This window comes from Atopobium sp. oral taxon 416 (genome assembly GCF_018128285.1).
In the GTDB taxonomy this organism is placed as follows: Bacteria; Actinomycetota; Coriobacteriia; order Coriobacteriales; family Atopobiaceae; genus Olsenella_L.
Window position 1 is genome coordinate 1767355 of sequence record NZ_CP072380.1, and the last position, 19496, is coordinate 1786850.

Sequence of the window (19496 nt, forward strand, 5' to 3'; positions counted from 1 at the left end):
CCCAATGATGTACCAGTGAAGACCGGCCACACGGCCTTTCGCGGCCGGCATGGGGCATTAATCATCGTTTCCCTAAGCTGCCAGGGCCAAGCCCAAAGCCTTCCTGAACTCCATTGGGCTCACGCCTTTAAGCGAGCACTTGTGCCTTGTCGTGTTGTACCTGACGATATAGCGGATCGATGCGCTCCTTTCAAACTCGTCTAAGGTGGTGCCGTCCCACTTGCACTTGCAAAACATCTCTGTCTTGAACACTTCGAAGAAGGCCTTAACCCTTCTGGTTGTGGCAAAGGCAGCCCTTAGGTGGCATCGATGTGGTGATACCCACCTTGGAAAAGATCTATATCCACTCTGGCCAGCAGCAGTGGTGCCTCCTGTCGCTGCTGGGTTGCGAGATGCTTTTCGCTTACCTTTGCTTATCGCGGTGATAGCAGCACATAGCACTAAGTTTGCCATCTGCGGTTGGCAGGCATTAAGACAGTTTAAGGATAAAGCTTAAAGTAGGGCTTGTCGGCGGGTATCTCAAACTGCAAGACGCTAGTGAGCCACACGGAAGTTGGACAGGCCCGCCCTGAAGTCTTGCTTCACGAAACTGTCAGGGTTGTCTGATATCTTGCCTGCACAGGAGTTGCAAGACTTGTTCTTCCTCGGCTTCTTACAGCTTAAGGCCACCTTGCCCTCCTCTTTTAAAGATGTGAGATATCCTGTGCTTGCCGACCACCATGTTGATCTTTAAGGTCGGCTGCTATCTTATCGCGTATGTAGAGCCTGCCGTAGGGTCTTCTATTCGCATCAAATATACCTGCGAGCAGCTCCCTAACATCTTTGTCCCTGTCGGCTTTCAGCATCTCCATCGAAGACCTTGTGGGGGCGACAGATAAGGGGCCAGCTTAAGCGCAGGATGCGCTTCTACTTACACCTGTCGCTTCTGATAGCAGACAAGCTTAGATACCTGCAGACCGACAATGGGGGGCGCCGGCCTCATCTTCCAGATTGTCTCGAGGGGCACGGTGGTGCGTCGACGAGCGTGGGGATAGCATGTGGGCTGACGTCTTCGGCAATGCGCTTATAGCCTTAGCCATAGCCGACAGGCTATGCTACCACTGCCATCTCATACGCATCACGGGAAGCTCCTACAGGATCAAGGACCTGCCTGCAGCCAGCCTCTCTCAAAGGAGGGCGCAGGCACCGATTCTGGCTGATTCCATTGCCCCGGCTGGTGCAGATATATTGCTCAAATCGGTAAGTCTGGAGTCGACTTTAACAGCCACTCACATCGCACTCAAGTCACTCGCCGGTCGCTACCAGGACCTCGACGTGGCCATCGGGGCCATCCTCGAGGAGAAGTGCGTCGGGTCGCAGGTTGTCGTCCAGCTGATGATCAGAGTGGGGGACAATTCGGAGAGGCTCAAGCAGCGAGTCGTCGTTCTGCTGTGCGGGGTAGCAGCGCGTCCTGCGTCGTCGGAGCTCATGACACTCCACAGGCTCAACAGGGGCGCTGGCAGGGCAGCGAACAGCGCGATACACATCGCTGCACCAGGAAGGCTGAGGACGGACGACAGGACTCGCGCTTAGGTGGCCCGCAAGATGTCTAAGGGACACTCCAAGCTCGAGGCAATACGATGTGTTAAGCGATACATAGCGCGCGAGCTGTACTACGACATCATTGCCCAGAACCGCATGCTCAAAACGACTTGACAATTAGAAGGGCATCACCCCAGGAGTGTACATTTCATATTGCCGTGTTGTCCAACTAGACTAGGATAACGAACAAAGGGAAAATATATCAGAAAACAGGACCTCTGGGTTAATCCCGGAGATCCTATCGTTCAAACCATATGGTGGAGAATAGGGGATTCGAACCCCTGACCTCATGACTGCCAGTCATGCGCTCTCCCAACTGAGCTAATTCCCCATGCGGAGCGGGATTAAATATACCAGAATAAGAATTTGCGTCAAGCATTTTCGCAACCTATGTCAGAAATATGGTGAAACCCCCAATGCATCGGGCAAAGTATCTTCAATTGTACGAGTACATGAGAAATTAAGGGACATATTCTTCACCGTTTAGCACCTCTGAAGCTGTTACAAAAGTTCTTCCCTACCGTTTCCGTCTATGATATTTAAGCGGGTTACATGATATGGACAAAGGTAATCTTTGCTGATCGGGTTTTAGGGTACAAATTAACAATGTCCACCTGGCTTTCAGAAAGGATATGACTCATGTCTCAAACACAGAAGACATTAAAGGTATTGAGCCTGATTGGGCTCTTTTTCGGCCTCGCCCTTATTGTTATCTCCATCCCGCTCTTTGTAAGCGCTCACCCCATCTATGGGGTCAGCGTACTGATCTTAGGTATCTTTACCGTTATTTCCTCCCTGAGAGGAGCCAAGGGTGCCAATACTCCGTCGATGGCAAACACTGCCAGCCATTTCTTTATCGTTGAGCTCATCTTGGGAATTTTAGCGATTATCCTTTCCACTGTTGCACACCTGGAAGCGCAACCTTCGACGCTTGCCTGTGTGCTAGGCGCGGTAGTCACAGTACTGAGCATCATCACCCTGGTCGTTGCCAATAAGGTCTATCAGGCATACCTCAAATAGTCCATCACTTTTCGTCCAGATATCAACAGAGGCTGCGGTTCATATCGAACCGCAGCCTCTGTTCTGTTTGATCGAAGTGGCTCTAGGTGCGTTGCTGTTCGATCGGCAGAACAACCGTGTCCACGATCTCGTCGAGCGTGACATCTTTGCGCTCACCGGTGGCGCGATGCTTGAGCTCCACGGTACCATTCTTGATGCCGCGCTTGCCGCAGACAATCTGATACGGGAAGCCAATGAGGTCAGCCTCATTGAACTTGACACCCGGGCGTTCTTTTCTATCGTCCAACAGGACGTCGATATCCCTCTCAGCCAACTCACTGGCGATCTTCTCTGCAGCATCCCACACGGGGCCTTGTTTAACATCGAGCGGGATAACTTCGACCTCGTAGGGCGCCACACTGACCGGCCAAATGATACCGTGCTCGTCGTGGCTCTGCTCCACGATCGCCTGCAGGGTTCTGCCGACGCCGATGCCGTAGCAGCCCATCTGAAACGGCTTCTCTTTACCGTCCTCGTCGGTAAAAGTCGCACCCATAGGCTCAGAATACTTGGTGCCGAGCTGGAAGACCTGACCGACCTCGATGCCGCGGTTAATCTTCAAAGGCTTGCCACACTTCGGGCAGAGGTCACCCTCGTTGACCGAGACCAGATCCGCCCAGTTGTCGATCGTGAAATCTCTCCCCTGTTTGGCATGTCTGAAGTGATAGCCAGCCTCATTGCCGCCGCAGATCCAGTACTTTGCTTTCTTAAGTGACTCATCTGCATAGACCTTAACCTTATCGGAGATATCGACCGGTCCGATAAAGCCCTTCACAAGGCCATACTGCTTGATCTCCTCATCGCTCATCATGTAATAGTTACCGAAGACGTGGCTCGCCTTTACATCGTTGAGATGGTGGTCACCCGGCACAAACAGAACATAGGGCTGCTCGTCCTCTGCCACGAGCGCCAACGCCTTCATCGTCGCATTGGTGGGGACGCCCAGAAACTCCGCAAGCTTTTCGATCGTGCCGCAATCCGGGGTCTCGACCTTCTCGAGATCACCCTCGCCGTCGCTGATGACCTTGATAGTGCCGGTACCGGCTTCAGTATCGGCCGCATAGCCGCACGCGTCGCAGTAGCAGATCTCTGCCTCGCCGGCGTCTGCGACTGCCATGAACTCCACGGAGGTGTCACCGCCAATCTGACCGGAGTCTGCAGCAACCGTGACCGCCTTGAGACCGACCCGCTTGCAGAAGCTCGCGTAGGCATCCTTCTGCAGCTGATAGCACTCACGCATCGACTCCTCATTGGCAGAGAAGCTGTAGGCATCCTTCATAATGAACTCACGACTGCGCATCAGACCGAAGCGGGGTCTGCGCTCGTCGCGGAACTTATCCTGAATGTGGTAGAGCATCACAGGCAGCTGCTTGTAGCTCTTGAGTTCGTTGGTGACCAGATCGGTGTAGGTCTCCTCGTGGGTTGGGCCAAGCGCATATTCGTGACCGTAGCGGTCTTTGAGGCACATCAGCTCAGGACCGTAGGCATTCCAGCGGCCGCTCTTCTTCCAGAGCTCTGCATCGGTCAGGATCGGTGTCATCATCTCCTGGCAGTCGATCTTTGCCATCTCGTCCCGGATGATATTCTCGATCTTCATGATCGATCTCCAGGCCAGTGGGAGATAGCTGTAGAGGCCGACAGCGCCTCGGCGGATCATGCCGGCACGCAACAATAGTTTATGGCTTGCGAGCACTGCCTCATCCGGATCCTCTTTGAGCATCGGCGCATACAGTTTACTCATGCGCTTGTATCTTGCCACAATATATGTCCTCTCAATTCTTGTTCATGCCACACGTACTCCGTTATAGCTGAAATCAGTCCCTATTCAGCTTCAGGAAACCGTTTATTGATCTCGTCAAACAGTGCTTCGACCATATCGGATTCAGCAACCTTGCAGATTGGCTTCCCTTGAGCAAAAAGAATCCCTCCGCCCTTGCCGGAGGCGATCCCGATGTCAGCATCCTTCGCTTCACCGGGGCCGTTCACGACGCAGCCCATCACTGCTACAGTGATTGGCACCTTGATGCTCTGCAGGCGGCGCTCCACTTCGTTAGCAATCTCAATCAGGTTCACCTGGCAGCGTCCACAGGTAGGGCAGCTCACCAGCTCCGGATGCAGCCGGCGCATTCTGAGCGCTGAGAGCAGCTCCCAGGCTACCTTGACTTCCTCGACCGGGTCAGCGGTAAGCGAGAGTCTGATCGTGTCGCCGATGCCCCCCTCAAGCAGGATGCCCACAGCCACGGAATTTTTCACAGTACCCTGCAGCAGTGTACCCGCCTCAGTCACGCCGATGTGCAACGGCACTTGCGGCAGCTCCTTTGAGAGTCTACGGTAGGTCTCCAAGGTCTCCGGCACGTCGTGCACCTTTGCGGAGAGTACGATATCGTCAAAGCCGCGCTGGCTGAAGTGATCAACAAAGGAGAGCGACGAGGCGACCAGTTTGTCCGTAAGGGTAATGTCCTGCCGCTCGTCGTACCGCTTATCCAAGGAGCCGGCGTTGACACCGATACGGATCGGAATTCCGGCCTCCCCGGCAGCGTCGATACAGGCATCGACCTTCTCCCACGAACCGATATTGCCCGGGTTAAGACGGAAGGCAGCGGCACCCCGTTTGGCGGCTTCAAGCGCGAGCTGATAGTCGAAGTGGATGTCCGCGATCACCGGGAGCGGTGAGCCCTCGCAGATGGCCTGAAAGCCGTCCAGCGCCGCCTTGTTGGGGATTGCCACACGAATAATCTCACAGCCCGCATCCTTAAGCTCATTGATCTGCTTGAGCGTTGCCGCAGGATCGCTCGTCGGAGTCGTGCACATTGACTGTACGCTGACCGGGGCACCCCCTCCCACGGCGACCGACCCCACATGTACCTGATGCGTGCGCTCACGCGCTGCCTGTTGTTCTGCCACTACTGCCCCACCACGAATCGTGCTATATCGTTTCTCGTTACAAAGATGAAGATAAAGATAAAGAAGGCAAGACCGATATAGGAGATACCCACCTGTACTTTCTGAGAGAGCGGCCGGCGGATGATCGCCTGGATAATCTCAATCAAGATCTTCCCTCCGTCCAGAGGGGGAATCGGCAGCAGGTTCATGAAGCCGAGCGACATCGAAATTGCCGCCACAAAGAGGGAGAACTCCCATACTCCTCCCGAGGCCGCCTCTGATGCCATGACCGAGATCCCCATGATCGAAGTCGACTGATTGAGCACCTCCGTGGTGTGTGTCGGGATGATGAGCGAGACTGCAGCCTGCGCCACCTGCTGTGCATAGGAGAGCGACACCAAGCAGGCATGTCTGATGTCAATATTCAGGTGCTCCGTGGGGGCACTGATTCCGAGCAGGGTTTGGGAACCGTTCGGGTCAGGCTGAACCTCGATCGTCTGCTCCTGCCCACCTCGCTCAATGACCATTTCGAAATCTTGGTGCGCTTGAAGCGCGGGCTGCAGCGCCTGGGTCAGGCTCTGCCAGTCAGTTACGGTCTCCCCGTTGATCGACTCCACCGTATCGCCGGCTTCCAGTCCAGAAGCCTGCGCAAGGGAGTCCTCAGAGACTGCACCGATTACGTTCTTATTGGCTGTAACGTCGACACCTGCAAGCGTCAGAGCCAGCACGACAATCAGGAAGGCGAAAAGAAGATTGATCAGGGGGCCCATAAAGAGCGTAATGATGCGGCTCCAAAAGCCGTGTCCCCCATAGGTATGCTTTTTCTCGTGCTGCAGGAATTCCTCAGGTGACATCCCGAGGTCACGGGGCTCTCCCGCAACGGTGACACCTTCACTCGAGGTGAAATCACTCTCCCGATCGAATTCGGTCAGCAGATGTGCATCGCGCTTGACCGTCTGGTAGCCGTCGGGCATGTACTTCCGGCGATATCTGTTGCTGCGCTCGGGCTTCCAGTATTCCTCGATGGCCGCCCAGTCGGCCAAGGTCGCAAGCATCGTGCAGGCATCATCTTCGGAGCAGTTGAACTGCTTTTCCACCTCTTCGATCGATACACGTCCCTGCTGCTGTATATAGGCCAGCACTGGTGCAAGCCGAGGGTCGTCACTACCTTCCATCCCGCAGATACGGGTATAGCCGCCCAGCAGGATCGGTGTAACGCCGATCTCGGTGCCGTAGCGCTTCGATTTGTGGAACCACTTGATACTGCAGGGCAAACCCAGATAGAACTCAGTGACGCGCATACCGGTGAGGCGCGCAGAAAGATAGTGTCCACCCTCATGAATGAACACAAGAAAAGAAAGGGAGGTGACTCCCCAAAAGATTGCAGATATCACACCCATAGCTAGAGCCTTCCCGCCAGGTACTCCCGGGCCTGGGCCCGAGATTCGGCGTCAACCTCCTCAAGCTGGTGGACGCTTTCAACCGGACGTATTGTATGGTGCTCCATAACCGCAGCGCAGGTGCGCTCGATATCCAAAAATCCGCAATCTCCCCGTCTGAAGGCCGCATTGGCAACCTCATTCGCCGCATTCATCGCACAGGGCATCGTCCTGCCGGTGCGTGAGGCCTGTCTCGCTAACTTCAGGCAGCCAAAAGTCTCCATATCGGGTTCGTTAAAAGTGATGGGTGGCTCGCTCCCCCAGTCAATGCGCTCGGCTTCAGGAGAATCCCAACGCTTCGGATAGCTTAGGGCATAGCGGATGCAAGCGCGCATGTCGGAGGCGCCGAGCTGTGCCTTGATGGAGCCGTCGCGAAACTCCACCATCGAATGGATCCGGCTCTGTCGCTGAATCAAGACGGTGATCTTATCCTCTGGCACATCGAAAAGATGGCAGGCTTCGATCACCTCAAGCCCCTTATTCATTAAAGTTGCGGAGTCGATCGTAATCTTTGATCCCATGGACCACGTCGGATGCGCGAGGGCATCCTGCACCGTCACGTGCTCTAGCTCCTGCTTGACCTTCCCGAAGAAGGGGCCGCCGGAGCAGGTGAGCCAGATGCGATACAGGGAGGCCTTCTGCTCCCCCTGCAGGCACTGGAAGATCGCGGAGTGCTCAGAGTCCACCGGAATCAGCTGACCGGGATGTAAGAGCGGCATAATCAGATCACCGCCGACGACGATCGATTCCTTGTTGGCATAAGCCAAGCGTTTTCCGGCTTTTGCTGCAGCGTAGTTTGACTCGATACCAGCAAAGCCGACCACCGCCGAAACGACGCAGTCAACCTCGGGCAGGGTTGCAAGCGTGACCAAGGCTTCAGGGCCGACCAAGAGCTTAGTTTCCTGAGGAAGCTCTTGAAGCACACTGTCGTCGGAGTGAGCCGGGTCAGTCACTGCCACATAGGAGCAGGAAAACTCCCGCGCGGCTTCAACCAGTTTTTTCGTATTGTGATGAACGGAAAGGGCAAGGATCTGTACCTGAGAGGAATGGTGACGGGCAACGTCGAGCGTCTGGGTCCCGATAGAGCCGGAGCAGCCCAATACCGCAATGTTCAAACGGTCCGTATCGGAGGCTGCCGTGGTGTGATTACTCAAACGATTCCTCCTATGAAAAGAACAATGTAGACCGCCGTCGCTCCGAAGAGCATAGAGTCCGAACGGTCAAGCAGACCACCGTGCCCGGGCATAATGTTACCGGAATCTTTGACCCCAACCCCACGCTTGATGCGGGATTCGAAGAGGTCACCGATCACTCCGGTGGCACCGGACAGGAGCGCCGTGATGATCGCAAGCGGCAATGAGACATCCATGATATTGAGGACGGAGATCAGGATCCAGACAACCATCGAGCCAACCATACCGCCCCACATACCTTCCCAGGATTTGTTGGGAGAGATCCTTGGGGCCATCTTGTGGTGGCCGACGCGGGATCCGACCAGATAGGCGAAGGCATCGTTAAGCCAGATGGAGCCCATGGTGCCAAAGGTCAGAAGCGCTCCCTCAATACCCGGATCCGCCTGCCGGATGAACACAATGGAAGAGAAGAGGAATGAGGTATAGATCGGCCCAAAGATGGTGACCGCAACATCCCCGATGCTCGCGCGTGGGGTGATCACGTACCAGACCGCCACGCAGACACAGAGGATGATAGTCACCACGACGAGGGACTGATAACCATTGATAAGCACACCGATCGGATAGAGGATCGCCGCACCTAAGCCCAGCACTTCAGAAGGCATACGCCCAGCCATACGGCACATTCTGAAGAATTCGGAGCAGCACAGCCATGCCATCGCCGCAATCATGATCGCCGTTGCCTCAATACCCAAAAAGGTGCAGATGAAGACGATGATCGCATAGATAGCGCCTGAGGTGGAGCGCGTCAGGAACTTCTCCGCTCCCCCACGCACCTTCTGGCTTCTTAGACGGCCGGCAACACGCAGTGGCTCGCGCGCATCGCGTTTACGCTCGAGCCTGTCGATACTCTTATCAATGCCTTGGCTCTCATGCTTTTCAGCCCTGTTCGAGTCATGGGCCTCACTCATCTATTCTCTACGCCTCCAAAGCGCCGGTTCCGTGTCTGATAAGCACGGATCGCACGCAGAAAATCCCACTTATTGAAGTCAGGCCAATAGGTATCGGTGACATAGAACTCACTGTAGGCTAACTGCCACAGCAGATAGTTTGAAAGGCGCATCTCGCCGGAGGTCCTGATCAGAAGATCGGGATCTGGAAGCCCTCCGGTGTAGAGCTCAGCGGAGATCGTATCCTCGTCGATATCCTCAGGATTAAGCTTCCCAGAGTGGACCTCCTGCACGATACGTCTGCAGGCACGGGTAATCTCAGCCCTGCCGCCGTAGTTGACTGCCAACGCAAAGATCATGCCGGTGTGGTCCGCAGTCTCATCCAAGCCTCGCTTGAAGACCTTGTAGGTCTCGATAGGAAGTTTTTCAATATCGCCCAAGAACTTGAGCTGCACATTGTGCTCGTGAAAGAGCGGTAGCTCCTTCACAAGCGTTGTAGCGAAGAGGTGCATCAGCATGTTGACTTCGTACTGTGACCGCCTCCAATTCTCCGTGGAGAACGCGTAGACCGAGAGCACATCGAGACCTAAACGGACTGAGGCCGTCACGGTTTCCCTAAGTGACGCCACACCCGCCTTATGTCCTTCTGATCTATCAAGACCCCGCGCTTTTGCCCATCTGCCGTTGCCGTCCATAATGATGGAGACATGACACGGCATTCGATCGAGCGCGATATTGTCTAGCGAAATATCGTCAGGGGCATCCGCATAGAAGGCTTTGAGCTTTTCAGTATCTATCTGCACCTAGATCTCCATGATTTCGGATGACTTCGTCTTCAGCATCTCGTCGGCACGCTTGATATAGCTGTCGGTGAGCTTCTGGATTGCCTTCTTCTCGTGCTTAACATCGTCCTCGGAATACTCGTCGTCGTGCTCTGCCTTCTCGTTGGCGTCGCGACGGACGTTGCGGATAGCGATACGGGCTTCCTCGGTATACTTCTGACACTCCTTCACAAGCTCCTTACGGCGCTCCTCAGTCGGCGTCGGGAACGGTAGACGGATGCTGACGCCGTCGTTAGACGGGGTGATGCCCAAGTCAGAGGACTCGATCGCACGCTGAATCGCGTTGAGGGATGACTTGTCCCACGGCTCAATCACGAGCATGGAAGCCTCCGGCACCTTGACACCTGCCAGCTGAGTGATCGGCGTCGGCTGACCGTAGTAGTCGACCTTGATACCATCGAGCACATGGGCGTTCGCACGGCCGGTGCGGACGTGCGAGAAGTTCTTCTGCAGTGCCGCCAGGCACTTTTCCATGCGACTCTTCGCTTTGTCAGTAATCTCACTCATGTCAGCTTTCCTCTTCCACGACGATCGTTCCTACGTGTTTGCCGAGTAAGGCACTCTTAATATTGTCTTTCTGATCAATGTTGAAGACCAAGATGGGCATCTTATTATCGTGACACAACGCAGTCGCTGTCGCATCCATAACCTGCAAGTTCTCGGTCAATACATCGAGATAGGTGATCTGATCATATTTCTTTGCATCAGGATACTTAACCGGGTCCTTATCGTAGATACCATCGACCTTGGTGGCCTTCATCAGGACCTCCGCGTTGATCTCGCAGGCACGCAGCGCTGCGGCAGTATCGGTCGTGAAGTAGGGGTTGCCAGTGCCGGCGGCGAAAATTACGATGCGGCCTTTCTCCAGATGGCGGATTGCACGGCGGCGGATGTAGACTTCAGCGACCTGACGGATCTCCAACGCGCTCATCACGCGCACATCCATCCCGTGGTGCTCAAAAGTGTCCTGCAGTGACAGCGCATTGATCACCGTCGCAAGCATACCCATGTTATCCGCCTGGGCACGGTCCATGCCGCTTGCAGCTCCGGTGAGTCCGCGGAAGATATTGCCGCCACCGACGACGATTGCGATCTGTTCCCCGTCTTCCCACAGCGGTTTTACCTCATCTGCCAGACGATTGGTAACCTCAGGGTCGATACCGAAATCATGGGACCCCATCAGCGCCTCGCCTGAAAGCTTCAGAAGCACTCTCTTGTACTTGTACTTAGGCAAGCTTGCCTCCACTCATCACAGTTTGTGTACCCGGTTGTCATTCTATCAGAGCCACCGGTTCTCTGCCGCTCATTCGCCGAGCAACACAGCCGACGTCTAAAAAAAGAGCCGGTCCGAAGACCGGCTCGAACACGTGATGTTAGTCACCGATTTCGAAACGATCGAATGCTACGATGCCAACCGTATCATTGACCTTCTTGGAAATCTCCTTAGTCAGTTGACCGACTGTCTTATCAGGGTCCTTCACGAACTCCTGCTCAGCCAGGACGTTCTCCTTGTAAAACTTCTCGAGACGGCCCGTCGCGATACACTCCTGGATCACCTCAGGCTTACCGGACTCTTTTGCCTGCGCTTTGTAGATCTCCTTCTCGTGGTTGAGGGTCTCCTCAGGGATATCCTCACGACGAGCGCTTACCGGGTTGGTTGCCGCGACGTGCAGGGCGACATCGTGTGCGTATGCCTTGAAGTCAGCATTGCTTGCGGTGTCTGCGTTCTTGAAGGAGAATTCAACGAGGACGCCGAGCTTGCCGCCGCCGTGCAGATAGCTGGCAAAAGCGCCATTATCTGTGGTCTTGCCCACAAAGTGGCCGATCTGGATGTTCTCACCAAAGAGGTGGATACGCTCAGTGAGCTCGTCGCCCACGGTGCGGCCGTTCATCGGCAGCGCCTTCAATGCGTCGAGGTCAGCCGGCTTGTTCTCTGCAACGATCTTGGCTAGATCATCAGAGAAGCCGGTGAACTTGGGGTTGTCACCGACAAAGTCGGTCTCACAGGCGAGCTCGAGCATGCCTGCGGTCTTGCTGTCGTCGGAGACATAGATGCCGACGTTGCCCTCGTTGGTGGCACGGCCTGCACGCTTGACAGCCTTTGCGACACCCATTTTACGAAGGATATCGACAGCCCTGTTCATATCGCCATCAGCCTCAGTGAGTGCCTTCTTGCACTCCATCATCGGCGAATCGGTCATCTCACGGAGCTGCTTGACCATTGCAGCGGTAATCTTTGTTGCCATGTATTCCTCCTTTAGGAATTCACAGTCGTCAATCCTTGATAGCGCTTACAAAAAACGGAATTGAGGAAGCCTCATTTCTCAGCAGGCTTGTCTGCTGCTGCAGCCTGATCCTCAGCCTCATCAGCCTCGGGGGCCTTACCCTCCATCTCCTCAGCGGTGATCTGCTCTTTCCCAGAGCCTGCGAGGATCGCGTCAGCGACCATCTCGGTCATCAGGTTGATGGAGCGGATCGCGTCGTCGTTGGCAGGGATGCCGTAGTCGATAACATCAGGATCGCAGTTGGTGTCAAGTAAGCCGACGATGGGGATATGCAGACGGTTGGCCTCACGCACCGCGAGCTCCTCGCGCTGAGTGTCGACGATAAAGAGGGCCTGCGGAAGGCTCTTCATATTGCGGACACCACCCAAGTTACGCTGCAGCTTAGCGAGCTCCTTGCCGTTGACAGCCTGCTCCTTCTTCGGCAGGGTTGCCATAGTTCCGTCCTCAACCATTGCCTCAAGCTGCTCCATGTGGTTGATGCGGGAGCGCATCGTGGTGAAGTTGGTGAGCATACCGCCGAGCCAACGCTCTGCGATGTACGGCATACCGCAACGCTCAGCCTGAGTCTTGATGGCTTCTTGAGCCTGCTTCTTGGTACCGACAAACAGGATGGTGCCATTCTTGGCAGCAGTATCCTTCAGGAAGGTATATGCCTTATCTGCGCCCAAAATGGTCTGCTTCAGGTCAAGAATGTACACACCATTGCGCTCGCCGAAGATATACGGTTTCATCTTCGGGTTCCAACGACGTGTCTGGTGACCGTAGTGGACACCAGCCTCGAGCAGCGTGTGAATGTTAATCTTTGCAGCCATACTAAAACCTCCATTGGTTCTACGTCCACGTGAGGTCATCCCCAAACGCCACCTGCGTCTTGGCTTCGAGGCACAGGCACCAGGCCTTTGAGTAGTCACGTGTGTGAGTTATCGCTGTGCAGATGCACAGCAAGACTACAGTATACTCTAGGAATTGTTTTCTGCCTATAGGGTTTTATCCTGCACGAATGCACCATGAATCTGATCAGGGCGCCTTACATCGCTCAGATTCTGAGAGGGCAGGATCAGACTCCCCTATTGTAAACTCTCATTGTACCAGGTCTCAGAGCGTGATCCTGATCGTGCATTCCTTGTCGCCGCGGTTGAGACTCTCCACCGTCACCGCATCAACCGGCCTTCCCACCAGATCGCTAGAGACAGTCTTCTCAAAGCCGTCGGTGCACTCGCACAAAGTTTCGGTGTTCTTTGTGAGATTCGGCGACATCGGACAGACACAGCGATAAATTCCAAGATGTGCAAAAATCATCCTTTGCAGAATGTGCAGCCTGACAGGGGGCTCTGGGCTCCACGCCCTATAATCGGACTAACCACATATCGACCCGCGAGAATGGCGGGGCGGGTGGCGGCGCTCTTGCGATGTGGTAGTCCTAGGCGCCGCCTCCCACCCGGCCAGCTAGGACTGCTACCACAAGCGGAGAGAAGCGGCGCTATGCCGCGCCTTCCGCCATGCCCTGGGACGACGTGGCGGACAGCTCCCATGACGCCTGCCGAGATGGCCGTCATGCAGAGCCACAGGAGCATGTACAGGTACCGGCACTCGCCGCTCTCTGCCAAGCAGGAGGGCGCCTTCTTCAATGGCTACGTGCGGGACAGCTGCCCCTTCTGCGGCAGGACGTTCACGCCCATGGACGGCACCATATTCCAGGGACACAGGCTCCGGTGTCCGAGCGGTGCGAATTTCTGCTCCAGACCTTCTCGGTCGAGAGCATGAACAGCCTGATAAGGGAGGAGTGCAGGCCAAAGACCACACTGCCCTACTGGATAGCGGAGCTGTTCTAAGTCCTGGACGGGATCCAGGACGGCGTCGTGCTGTCCGGCGACGTCGAGATCGACGAGAAGTACTATCCGCGAGCCCGCGCCAACGAGCAGCTCAATGCGGACGGGAGCAGGAAGCACGGCCTCTCGAGGAACAAGCTCTGCGTGGCTGCGACGCGGAGGGCAGGTCGGTCTTCATGTCGTGCGGCAGGGGAAAGCCGAGCAGGGCCAGGGTCTGGGAGGCATACGGAAGCCACATCGCGGAAGGCTCCACACTCTCCCACGACAAGGAGAGGTCCCATTCGGTGCTGGTCGAGAGGCTGTCTTGGGAGAGCGTCGAGTACGACGCAAGGGAGATCTCGCGCATGCCCGACAAGGAGAACCCGCTCAGGGAGGTGAACCGCCTGTGCTTCCTGCTGGAGACCTTCCTCAACTCGCATTCCGGATTCGACAGGGACGACCTCCCAGGCTGGCTCGAGCTGTTCCACGTCATGATGAATGGCTCCGAAGACAAGATGGAGAAGGCCGCCAGGGTGCTGGACCGCGCAATGCGCGTCCCAAAGACGCTGTCAGACAGGGAGTTCTACGGCATAAGGCCCAGCTCGAAGGACTAGCGGTTCAGACGCATCTGCACATTGTGCAAAGGATGATTTATGTGCAATAACGCTATCCTCGGTTTCCGTAAAGGTACCCCACTTGATCGACGCATTTAAGACAACCTACTCAGCCTTCGTTTTTGCACCTGGCCGCTTCGTCCTTCAGCTTCAGATACATCTCTTCTGCGTTCTTCCGTTTGGTGCAACCGGCGCCACCGGCCTCAAGCAGTCGAATCGCGGCTGGAACCTTCGAAGCCTTAACGGCCCCGAACATATCCTCGACCACTCGCTGCATTCGCCTATATCAGATTCCTCTCCACCACTGATGCGAAGATAAGAGTTGATACTAGAACATTTGTTCCAAAACGATCATAGATCTGTCCAGCATTTTGGCCACTAGGCACATACAGTTCACTCCTGAAAATCCAATCCCCCCTGCAGAAAGCCCAGGGCGCGATGCCCTGGGCTTTCTGATCTACACGATAGTGTCTGTATGATCAATCGGTTATCAAAACCGCAACATCACATCAGTTTGCCTATGCAGGCGCACGTCTCCCGAGCTTTGCTAACCCGGCAACCGCCAAGACACTACCCACGATAACCGCAAGGTTCTTCACCATATTCGGGCCAAGGAGACCACAATTGTGCTTCTCGGGTTCCTTCGGCTGACTCACCGTTTCCTCTACACCATTTTCTTTCGCATACATCCAGGGCGTATGCTTCAGCTTGTAGTAGACCGAGACCGGTACGTTGTCCGCCACCCACTCGGCGAGCATTGGACCTGCGTGTGAGACAAAGGCCAGATAGATACGCCTCAGGCCATACTCCGGCCCAAACGTACGCCAGATATCCATTGCGCCACGCAGGTTGTAGACGCACTCGATCGCCTCGAACATGCACTCTTGCAGCTCCCAGGGGCTCATCTTCTTGGGCTGAAAGGTCACGTTGACCATATCAAAGAGATCCCAGTTGTCGGTGATCATGCGGCCTTCATCGACCAAGCCCTCGTAGACCGGGGTGCCCGGCAGCGGCGTCAGGATCGCGGGCTGAATCTGATAGGCCCCGATATCGCGGGCGAACTCATAGGAGCGGCGGATGTCCGCATGGGAGTCCGCATCGATACCGAGGACAATCGAGGCGATGAGGCGGATACCGTGGCGACGACAGGCTTCTCCCGCACGGCGGATATCATCGACCTTGTTGCCCTTGTTGATGGAGTCAAGCGCCTCCTGGTTGAGGGACTCGATACCGATCAGGACACGGTTCAGGTGTGCGCGGGACAGCAGATCGAGCAGCTCCTCGTCGTTTGCCATATCGGTGCGCCCGAAGAAGAAGGTCTCCTTAAAGGTTAAGCCCTCGTCGATCATCCGGCGGCAGATCTCCTTGGCGCGCTCTTTGTTCGCAGTGAAGTTGTCATCCTCGAAGTTCATGTACTTGAAGCCCAGATCGTGAACGTAGCGGATTTCATTCATAACGTCGTCGACGCTGCGCTCACGATAGGGGTGGAACATGCGGCTCGTGGTGCAGAAGGCGCAGCAATAGGGGCACCCACGGGTAGTCACAATGTTTGCGCATTCGCACGGGGTCTTGAGAATCGAATAATCCGGGAACGGCAGCTCATCGAGATTGCAGACCGGTTTAGCCTTCACGATCGGATCGCTGATCCTGCCTTCGATACAGTCGAGAAATACGCTCTCACCCTCTCCGACGATTACCTGGTCGGCGTGTTTGATAGCTTCCTCAGGCATAGCAGAGGCATGGATGCCGCCGATCATCACCCGAGCATGGCCCTGCTCGTGGAACATATCGCCAATCTCATAGGCGCGCTTGGCGGTTGCAGTCATCGTATAGAGGCACACGATATCCGCAACCTTGAGCAGCCGTCTGTAGTCAACTGGACCGTGCAGCTCCTGGTAGCACTCCACATGGTGCCCGGCACGTTTGGCGATCGCGCCCAAGATCATGGGTCCGACGATGGGATTGGAATGGCCATAGAGCTTGCCACCTAGCCGATAGATCGGGTTGCGCTTAAAGACTGGCGCCGGAACAATAAAAATGACGTTCATTTCATCTTCTTCCAATATAAGAAAGGTATCCGGGAATGACACGTTCCAAATGCATAAACGTCATCCACTTAAGAATCAGCGTCTGTTGGAGGGCAACTATTCAGATTTTGTAAACGCCTCGGTGTTAGAGATTCTCAAGGCATCCAATGCCCGCACAGCTTCCTTAAACATGTGTGGAAACACGCTCCGCCGCCTTCATTGCTCTCAGTGCGGACACCGCGTGTCCTTACAGCGCTTGAACGTACAGTCTCGGCTGCGGTCTTAAAGCGGCATCCCGGTTCATGCTGCCTTTAGCTTCATCATTATATTCACACCTCTAGTAAACGCAATACGATCTCAGAAAAAGAGATGCGCAGGTAAGCGGAACATCCGCTTCTGAGCGCTGTTGTATCCCATCACAGAGCAGGCGCTTTAGTCATAAGAGGGGGAGGCTCTGAACAACCTCCCCTACGAGGTCATCACTCAGCTGGAGGAGATGATGCCTCACTAAACCCTAGTTTAGGCAAACGTAGTTCATCTGTACAGCAGCTCCCCATGATGCAGTTCCCGTTGAGCCGGACACTGGAATCTCGCCCCGGTCTATGAATCCATCCCACTGCGCGGATGCGCCTGATGCACTGCCTGTTTGAGGCGCTGAACTGAAAGGTGCGTATAGATCTGCGTCGTGGCAAGCGACTCATGTCCCAAGAGCTCCTGCACACTTCTGAGGTCCGCACCACCTGAAAGTAACTCCGTGGCAAAGGTGTGACGCAGAGCATGGGGTGTAAATGAGGGATCGATGCCGGCAACTTTAAGCTGCCATTCGAACCGCCGCCTCAATGCCGCCGCACTCATCCGGTTTCCTCGTGTTGATATGAACAGCGCATGCGTCCTATTGTTGGACTTTTTCACAAGTAGCGCCGGCCTCCCCTGCTCCAGATAGTTCTCGAGCGCGACCTGCGCCTGCCGGTAGAACGGGACGATCCGTTCCTTGGAGCCTTTGCCGAACAGCTTGACCTGCATTTGGTTCATATCGAGGTCTTCCACATTGAGCCCGGATGTCTCCGAGATACGGGCACCGGTGGCATAGAGCAACTCGAGGAAGGCACGGTCCCGCAGCCCTTCGGGCGTGTCCTCACACGAATCGATCAGTTTGTCGACGTCGCTGTCCTTCATAACACGGGGCAGTCTGCGCTGTGCCTTCGGATCCTCCAGCGCATCGGTTACGTTATTCGTGATTTTATCCGTCGTCGAGAGCCATCTGTACAGGGTCCGCAGCGCACTCAAGTGCCGATCGATTGTTGTGACGGCATACCCTGCCTGTGTCAGCTCCAGAAGATAGTGGCGGAGTTGTCGATGTGTGATCTCAAGCGGGCAGATACCTTCCCGCGTAACCCAGCGCTTGTAGGCTTCGAGGTCACTTCGGTAAGCCTTTATGGTCTGCGGCGACAGGTTACGCACCGTATGCAGGTAGTCAAGAAACTCCTCAATATATTTGGAGAACACCTCCTGCTGCGCGGTGCGAGTCTCTAGCGTGTTCTCACTCATAGGCATCTGCAAAGAGGTCAGGCCTACTCACGATATAGGCATCAAGATCATCTTGCGCGCGCTCAGAGTAGGCGGCATAGCGCTCACGTTTATTGCGTTTGGGAACCGCAAGAGGCGTCACAAGGCCGAAGTTAACGTGCATCGGCTGATACTGCACCGTCCCAGGATCAGTCGCATAGGCAACCAGCGATCCAAACGCCGTCGTCTTGGGCAGGCGCACTTGATCGGTACCGATGAGTGCGGCATAGGTATTGAGTGCGGCAAAGAGCCCCGAAGCGATCGCTTCAACGTAGCCCTCTGTCCCGGTGATTTGGCCGGCTAACCTCACCTCGGTTCCCGGAATCCCGAAACTTTGGTCCAATACATGCGGGGAATCCACAAAGGAGTTGCGGTGCATCACCCCATATCGGAAGAAGTCAGCATGCTCAAGCCCTGGAATCAGACGAAAGACACGCTTCTGCTCAGGCCAGGTGAGATTCGTCTGGAATCCCACCAAGTTGTAGGCAGACTTCTGCGCATTCTCCGCACGCAGCTGCACCACCGCCCAGGGGCGATGGCCGGTTCTTGGATCGGTCAGGCCGACCGGTTTGAGTGCCCCAAAACGTAGGGAGTCATGCCCGGTTCGAGCGACTTCTTCTACCGGCTGGCAGGCGCTGAAGAGATCCTTCTGCTCGAAGTCCCGGGCGATCACACGCTTAGCTCCGATCAGCTCCGTATAGAAGGCCTCATACTCCTCTTTGTCCATCGGACAGTTGAGGTAATCCCCCTTTGAGGTGCTGTCGTAGCGGGTCTGGGAGAAAACCTCATCGTAGTCGAGCGTGGTAGCATCGACGATCGGTGCCGCGGCATCATAGAAGGCAAGCGCCTCGGTCCCCAGCCGCTTCGCAAGGGAATCAAAGAGGGTATCTGAGCAGAGTGGACCTGCCGCGATCACCGTGGGTCCCTCCGGAATCTCTTTCACTTCTTCCCGGATCAATTCGATGTTGGGGTTTGTGGTCACCTCATCGGTCACCGATTGGGCAAAACCTTCTCGGTCAACCGCGAGGGCACCGCCCGCCTGCACGGCATGCTCCTGCGCCCGTCTGATCAGCTCTGACCCCGTCATCTGAAGCTCACGCTTGAGGAGGCCGGAGGCGCTGTCAAGCCGCGTCGCTTTAAACGAGTTGGAGCAGACAAGCTCCGCACATAGGGAGGTGTGATGGACCGCAGTCTGCAGTTTGGGCCGGGCCTCATACAGCTTTACGTGTATACCACGCTTCGCAAGCTGTAGGGCACATTCCGACCCGGCGAGACCTGCACCGACCACACATACCTCATGCTGCATGCT

At 55.5% G+C, this 19496-nt stretch carries 21 protein-coding genes and 1 tRNA gene; 3 read left to right on the forward strand and 19 right to left on the reverse strand.

Translation table 11 applies throughout. From position 1 onward, the window contains the following. Nucleotides 1–72: 72 nt before the first annotated feature. Nucleotides 73–252 carry an IS3 family transposase gene (locus tag J4859_RS09315; RefSeq protein ID WP_212329306.1) on the reverse strand — a complete coding sequence of 60 codons (180 nt, stop codon included), beginning with the start codon at nucleotides 250–252 and terminating at the stop codon, nucleotides 73–75. Nucleotides 253–683: 431 nt separating this feature from the next. Beyond that, nucleotides 684–851, reverse strand: a complete 168-nt coding sequence (locus J4859_RS09320) for a hypothetical protein (RefSeq protein WP_212329309.1) — start codon at nucleotides 849–851, stop codon at nucleotides 684–686. Nucleotides 852–1035: 184 nt separating this feature from the next. Here J4859_RS09320 and J4859_RS17720 point away from each other — a divergent pair, with 184 nt between their 5' ends. After that, nucleotides 1036–1572, forward strand: coding sequence for an ATP-binding protein (locus J4859_RS17720; RefSeq protein ID WP_212329310.1), 537 nt, complete (start codon nucleotides 1036–1038; stop codon nucleotides 1570–1572). 264 nt (nucleotides 1573–1836) lie between these two features. Here J4859_RS17720 and J4859_RS09330 read toward each other — a convergent pair. After that, nucleotides 1837–1912, reverse strand: a tRNA-Ala gene (locus J4859_RS09330). A 308-nt stretch (nucleotides 1913–2220) separates the two neighbouring features. Between J4859_RS09330 and J4859_RS09335 the strand changes: the two genes are divergently transcribed. Further along, nucleotides 2221–2601 carry a hypothetical protein gene (locus J4859_RS09335; protein ID WP_212329311.1) on the forward strand — a complete coding sequence of 127 codons (381 nt, stop codon included), beginning with the start codon at nucleotides 2221–2223 and terminating at the stop codon, nucleotides 2599–2601. A gap of 82 nt (nucleotides 2602–2683) precedes the next feature. On the opposite strand, the gene J4859_RS09340 is transcribed toward J4859_RS09335, so the two are convergent. From J4859_RS09340 to J4859_RS09390, 12 genes are all read right to left on the reverse strand, one after another. Then, nucleotides 2684–4399 (reverse strand): proline--tRNA ligase, encoded by a 1716-nt coding sequence (locus J4859_RS09340; RefSeq protein ID WP_371812018.1) that lies wholly within the window; start codon nucleotides 4397–4399, stop codon nucleotides 2684–2686. Nucleotides 4400–4461: 62 nt separating this feature from the next. Then, a complete protein-coding gene (gene ispG, locus J4859_RS09345; RefSeq protein WP_212329312.1) occupies nucleotides 4462–5544 on the reverse strand; it encodes a flavodoxin-dependent (E)-4-hydroxy-3-methylbut-2-enyl-diphosphate synthase in 1083 nt (360 codons plus the stop codon). Next, the gene (locus J4859_RS09350) at nucleotides 5544–6923 is read right to left on the reverse strand and encodes a site-2 protease family protein (protein ID WP_212329320.1); all 1380 of its coding nucleotides are present in this window, start codon (nucleotides 6921–6923) and stop codon (nucleotides 5544–5546) included. The genes ispG and J4859_RS09350 overlap by 1 nt, the downstream gene beginning before the upstream one ends. A gap of 2 nt (nucleotides 6924–6925) precedes the next feature. Further along, the gene (gene dxr / locus J4859_RS09355) at nucleotides 6926–8116 is read right to left on the reverse strand and encodes a 1-deoxy-D-xylulose-5-phosphate reductoisomerase (RefSeq protein ID WP_249113583.1); all 1191 of its coding nucleotides are present in this window, start codon (nucleotides 8114–8116) and stop codon (nucleotides 6926–6928) included. Continuing rightward, entirely contained in the window at nucleotides 8113–9066 is a 954-nt protein-coding gene (locus J4859_RS09360) for a phosphatidate cytidylyltransferase (protein ID WP_212329322.1), read from the reverse strand. Before J4859_RS09360 ends, dxr begins: the two co-directional genes overlap by 4 nt. Continuing rightward, nucleotides 9063–9848 (reverse strand): isoprenyl transferase, encoded by a 786-nt coding sequence (locus tag J4859_RS09365; protein WP_212329324.1) that lies wholly within the window; start codon nucleotides 9846–9848, stop codon nucleotides 9063–9065. The genes J4859_RS09360 and J4859_RS09365 overlap by 4 nt, the downstream gene beginning before the upstream one ends. Continuing rightward, a complete protein-coding gene (gene frr, locus J4859_RS09370; protein WP_212329326.1) occupies nucleotides 9849–10394 on the reverse strand; it encodes a ribosome recycling factor in 546 nt (181 codons plus the stop codon). It lies immediately after the preceding gene. Between the two features lies 1 nt (nucleotide 10395). Then, nucleotides 10396–11121, reverse strand: a complete 726-nt coding sequence (gene pyrH / locus J4859_RS09375; RefSeq protein ID WP_212329328.1) for a UMP kinase — start codon at nucleotides 11119–11121, stop codon at nucleotides 10396–10398. A gap of 139 nt (nucleotides 11122–11260) precedes the next feature. Further along, nucleotides 11261–12133 (reverse strand): translation elongation factor Ts, encoded by an 873-nt coding sequence (tsf, locus tag J4859_RS09380; protein ID WP_212329330.1) that lies wholly within the window; start codon nucleotides 12131–12133, stop codon nucleotides 11261–11263. A gap of 71 nt (nucleotides 12134–12204) precedes the next feature. Further along, complete coding sequence (rpsB, locus tag J4859_RS09385; protein WP_212329332.1) at nucleotides 12205–12984, reverse strand: 30S ribosomal protein S2; 780 nt, start codon at nucleotides 12982–12984, stop codon at nucleotides 12205–12207. A gap of 283 nt (nucleotides 12985–13267) precedes the next feature. Then, the gene (locus J4859_RS16965) at nucleotides 13268–13396 is read right to left on the reverse strand and encodes a hypothetical protein (RefSeq protein ID WP_256436710.1); all 129 of its coding nucleotides are present in this window, start codon (nucleotides 13394–13396) and stop codon (nucleotides 13268–13270) included. Between the two features lie 407 nt (nucleotides 13397–13803). Further along, entirely contained in the window at nucleotides 13804–14121 is a 318-nt protein-coding gene (locus J4859_RS09390) for a hypothetical protein (protein ID WP_212329334.1), read from the reverse strand. A 56-nt stretch (nucleotides 14122–14177) separates the two neighbouring features. Here J4859_RS09390 and J4859_RS09395 point away from each other — a divergent pair, with 56 nt between their 5' ends. After that, nucleotides 14178–14594, forward strand: coding sequence for a hypothetical protein (locus J4859_RS09395; RefSeq protein WP_212329336.1), 417 nt, complete (start codon nucleotides 14178–14180; stop codon nucleotides 14592–14594). Nucleotides 14595–14703: 109 nt separating this feature from the next. On the opposite strand, the gene J4859_RS09400 is transcribed toward J4859_RS09395, so the two are convergent. The 4 genes from J4859_RS09400 to trmFO all read right to left on the reverse strand — a co-directional run bounded on the left by J4859_RS09400 (nucleotide 14704) and on the right by trmFO (nucleotide 19493). After that, nucleotides 14704–14850 carry a hypothetical protein gene (locus J4859_RS09400; protein WP_212329337.1) on the reverse strand — a complete coding sequence of 49 codons (147 nt, stop codon included), beginning with the start codon at nucleotides 14848–14850 and terminating at the stop codon, nucleotides 14704–14706. 262 nt (nucleotides 14851–15112) lie between these two features. Then, nucleotides 15113–16642, reverse strand: a complete 1530-nt coding sequence (locus tag J4859_RS09405; protein ID WP_212329339.1) for a B12-binding domain-containing radical SAM protein — start codon at nucleotides 16640–16642, stop codon at nucleotides 15113–15115. A gap of 579 nt (nucleotides 16643–17221) precedes the next feature. Further along, a complete protein-coding gene (gene xerA, locus J4859_RS09410; protein WP_212329341.1) occupies nucleotides 17222–18169 on the reverse strand; it encodes a site-specific tyrosine recombinase/integron integrase in 948 nt (315 codons plus the stop codon). Then, nucleotides 18162–19493: a methylenetetrahydrofolate--tRNA-(uracil(54)-C(5))-methyltransferase (FADH(2)-oxidizing) TrmFO gene (gene trmFO, locus J4859_RS09415; RefSeq protein ID WP_212329344.1), complete on the reverse strand. Its 1332-nt coding sequence runs from the start codon at nucleotides 19491–19493 to the stop codon at nucleotides 18162–18164. Before trmFO ends, xerA begins: the two co-directional genes overlap by 8 nt. Nucleotides 19494–19496 lie beyond the last annotated feature (3 nt).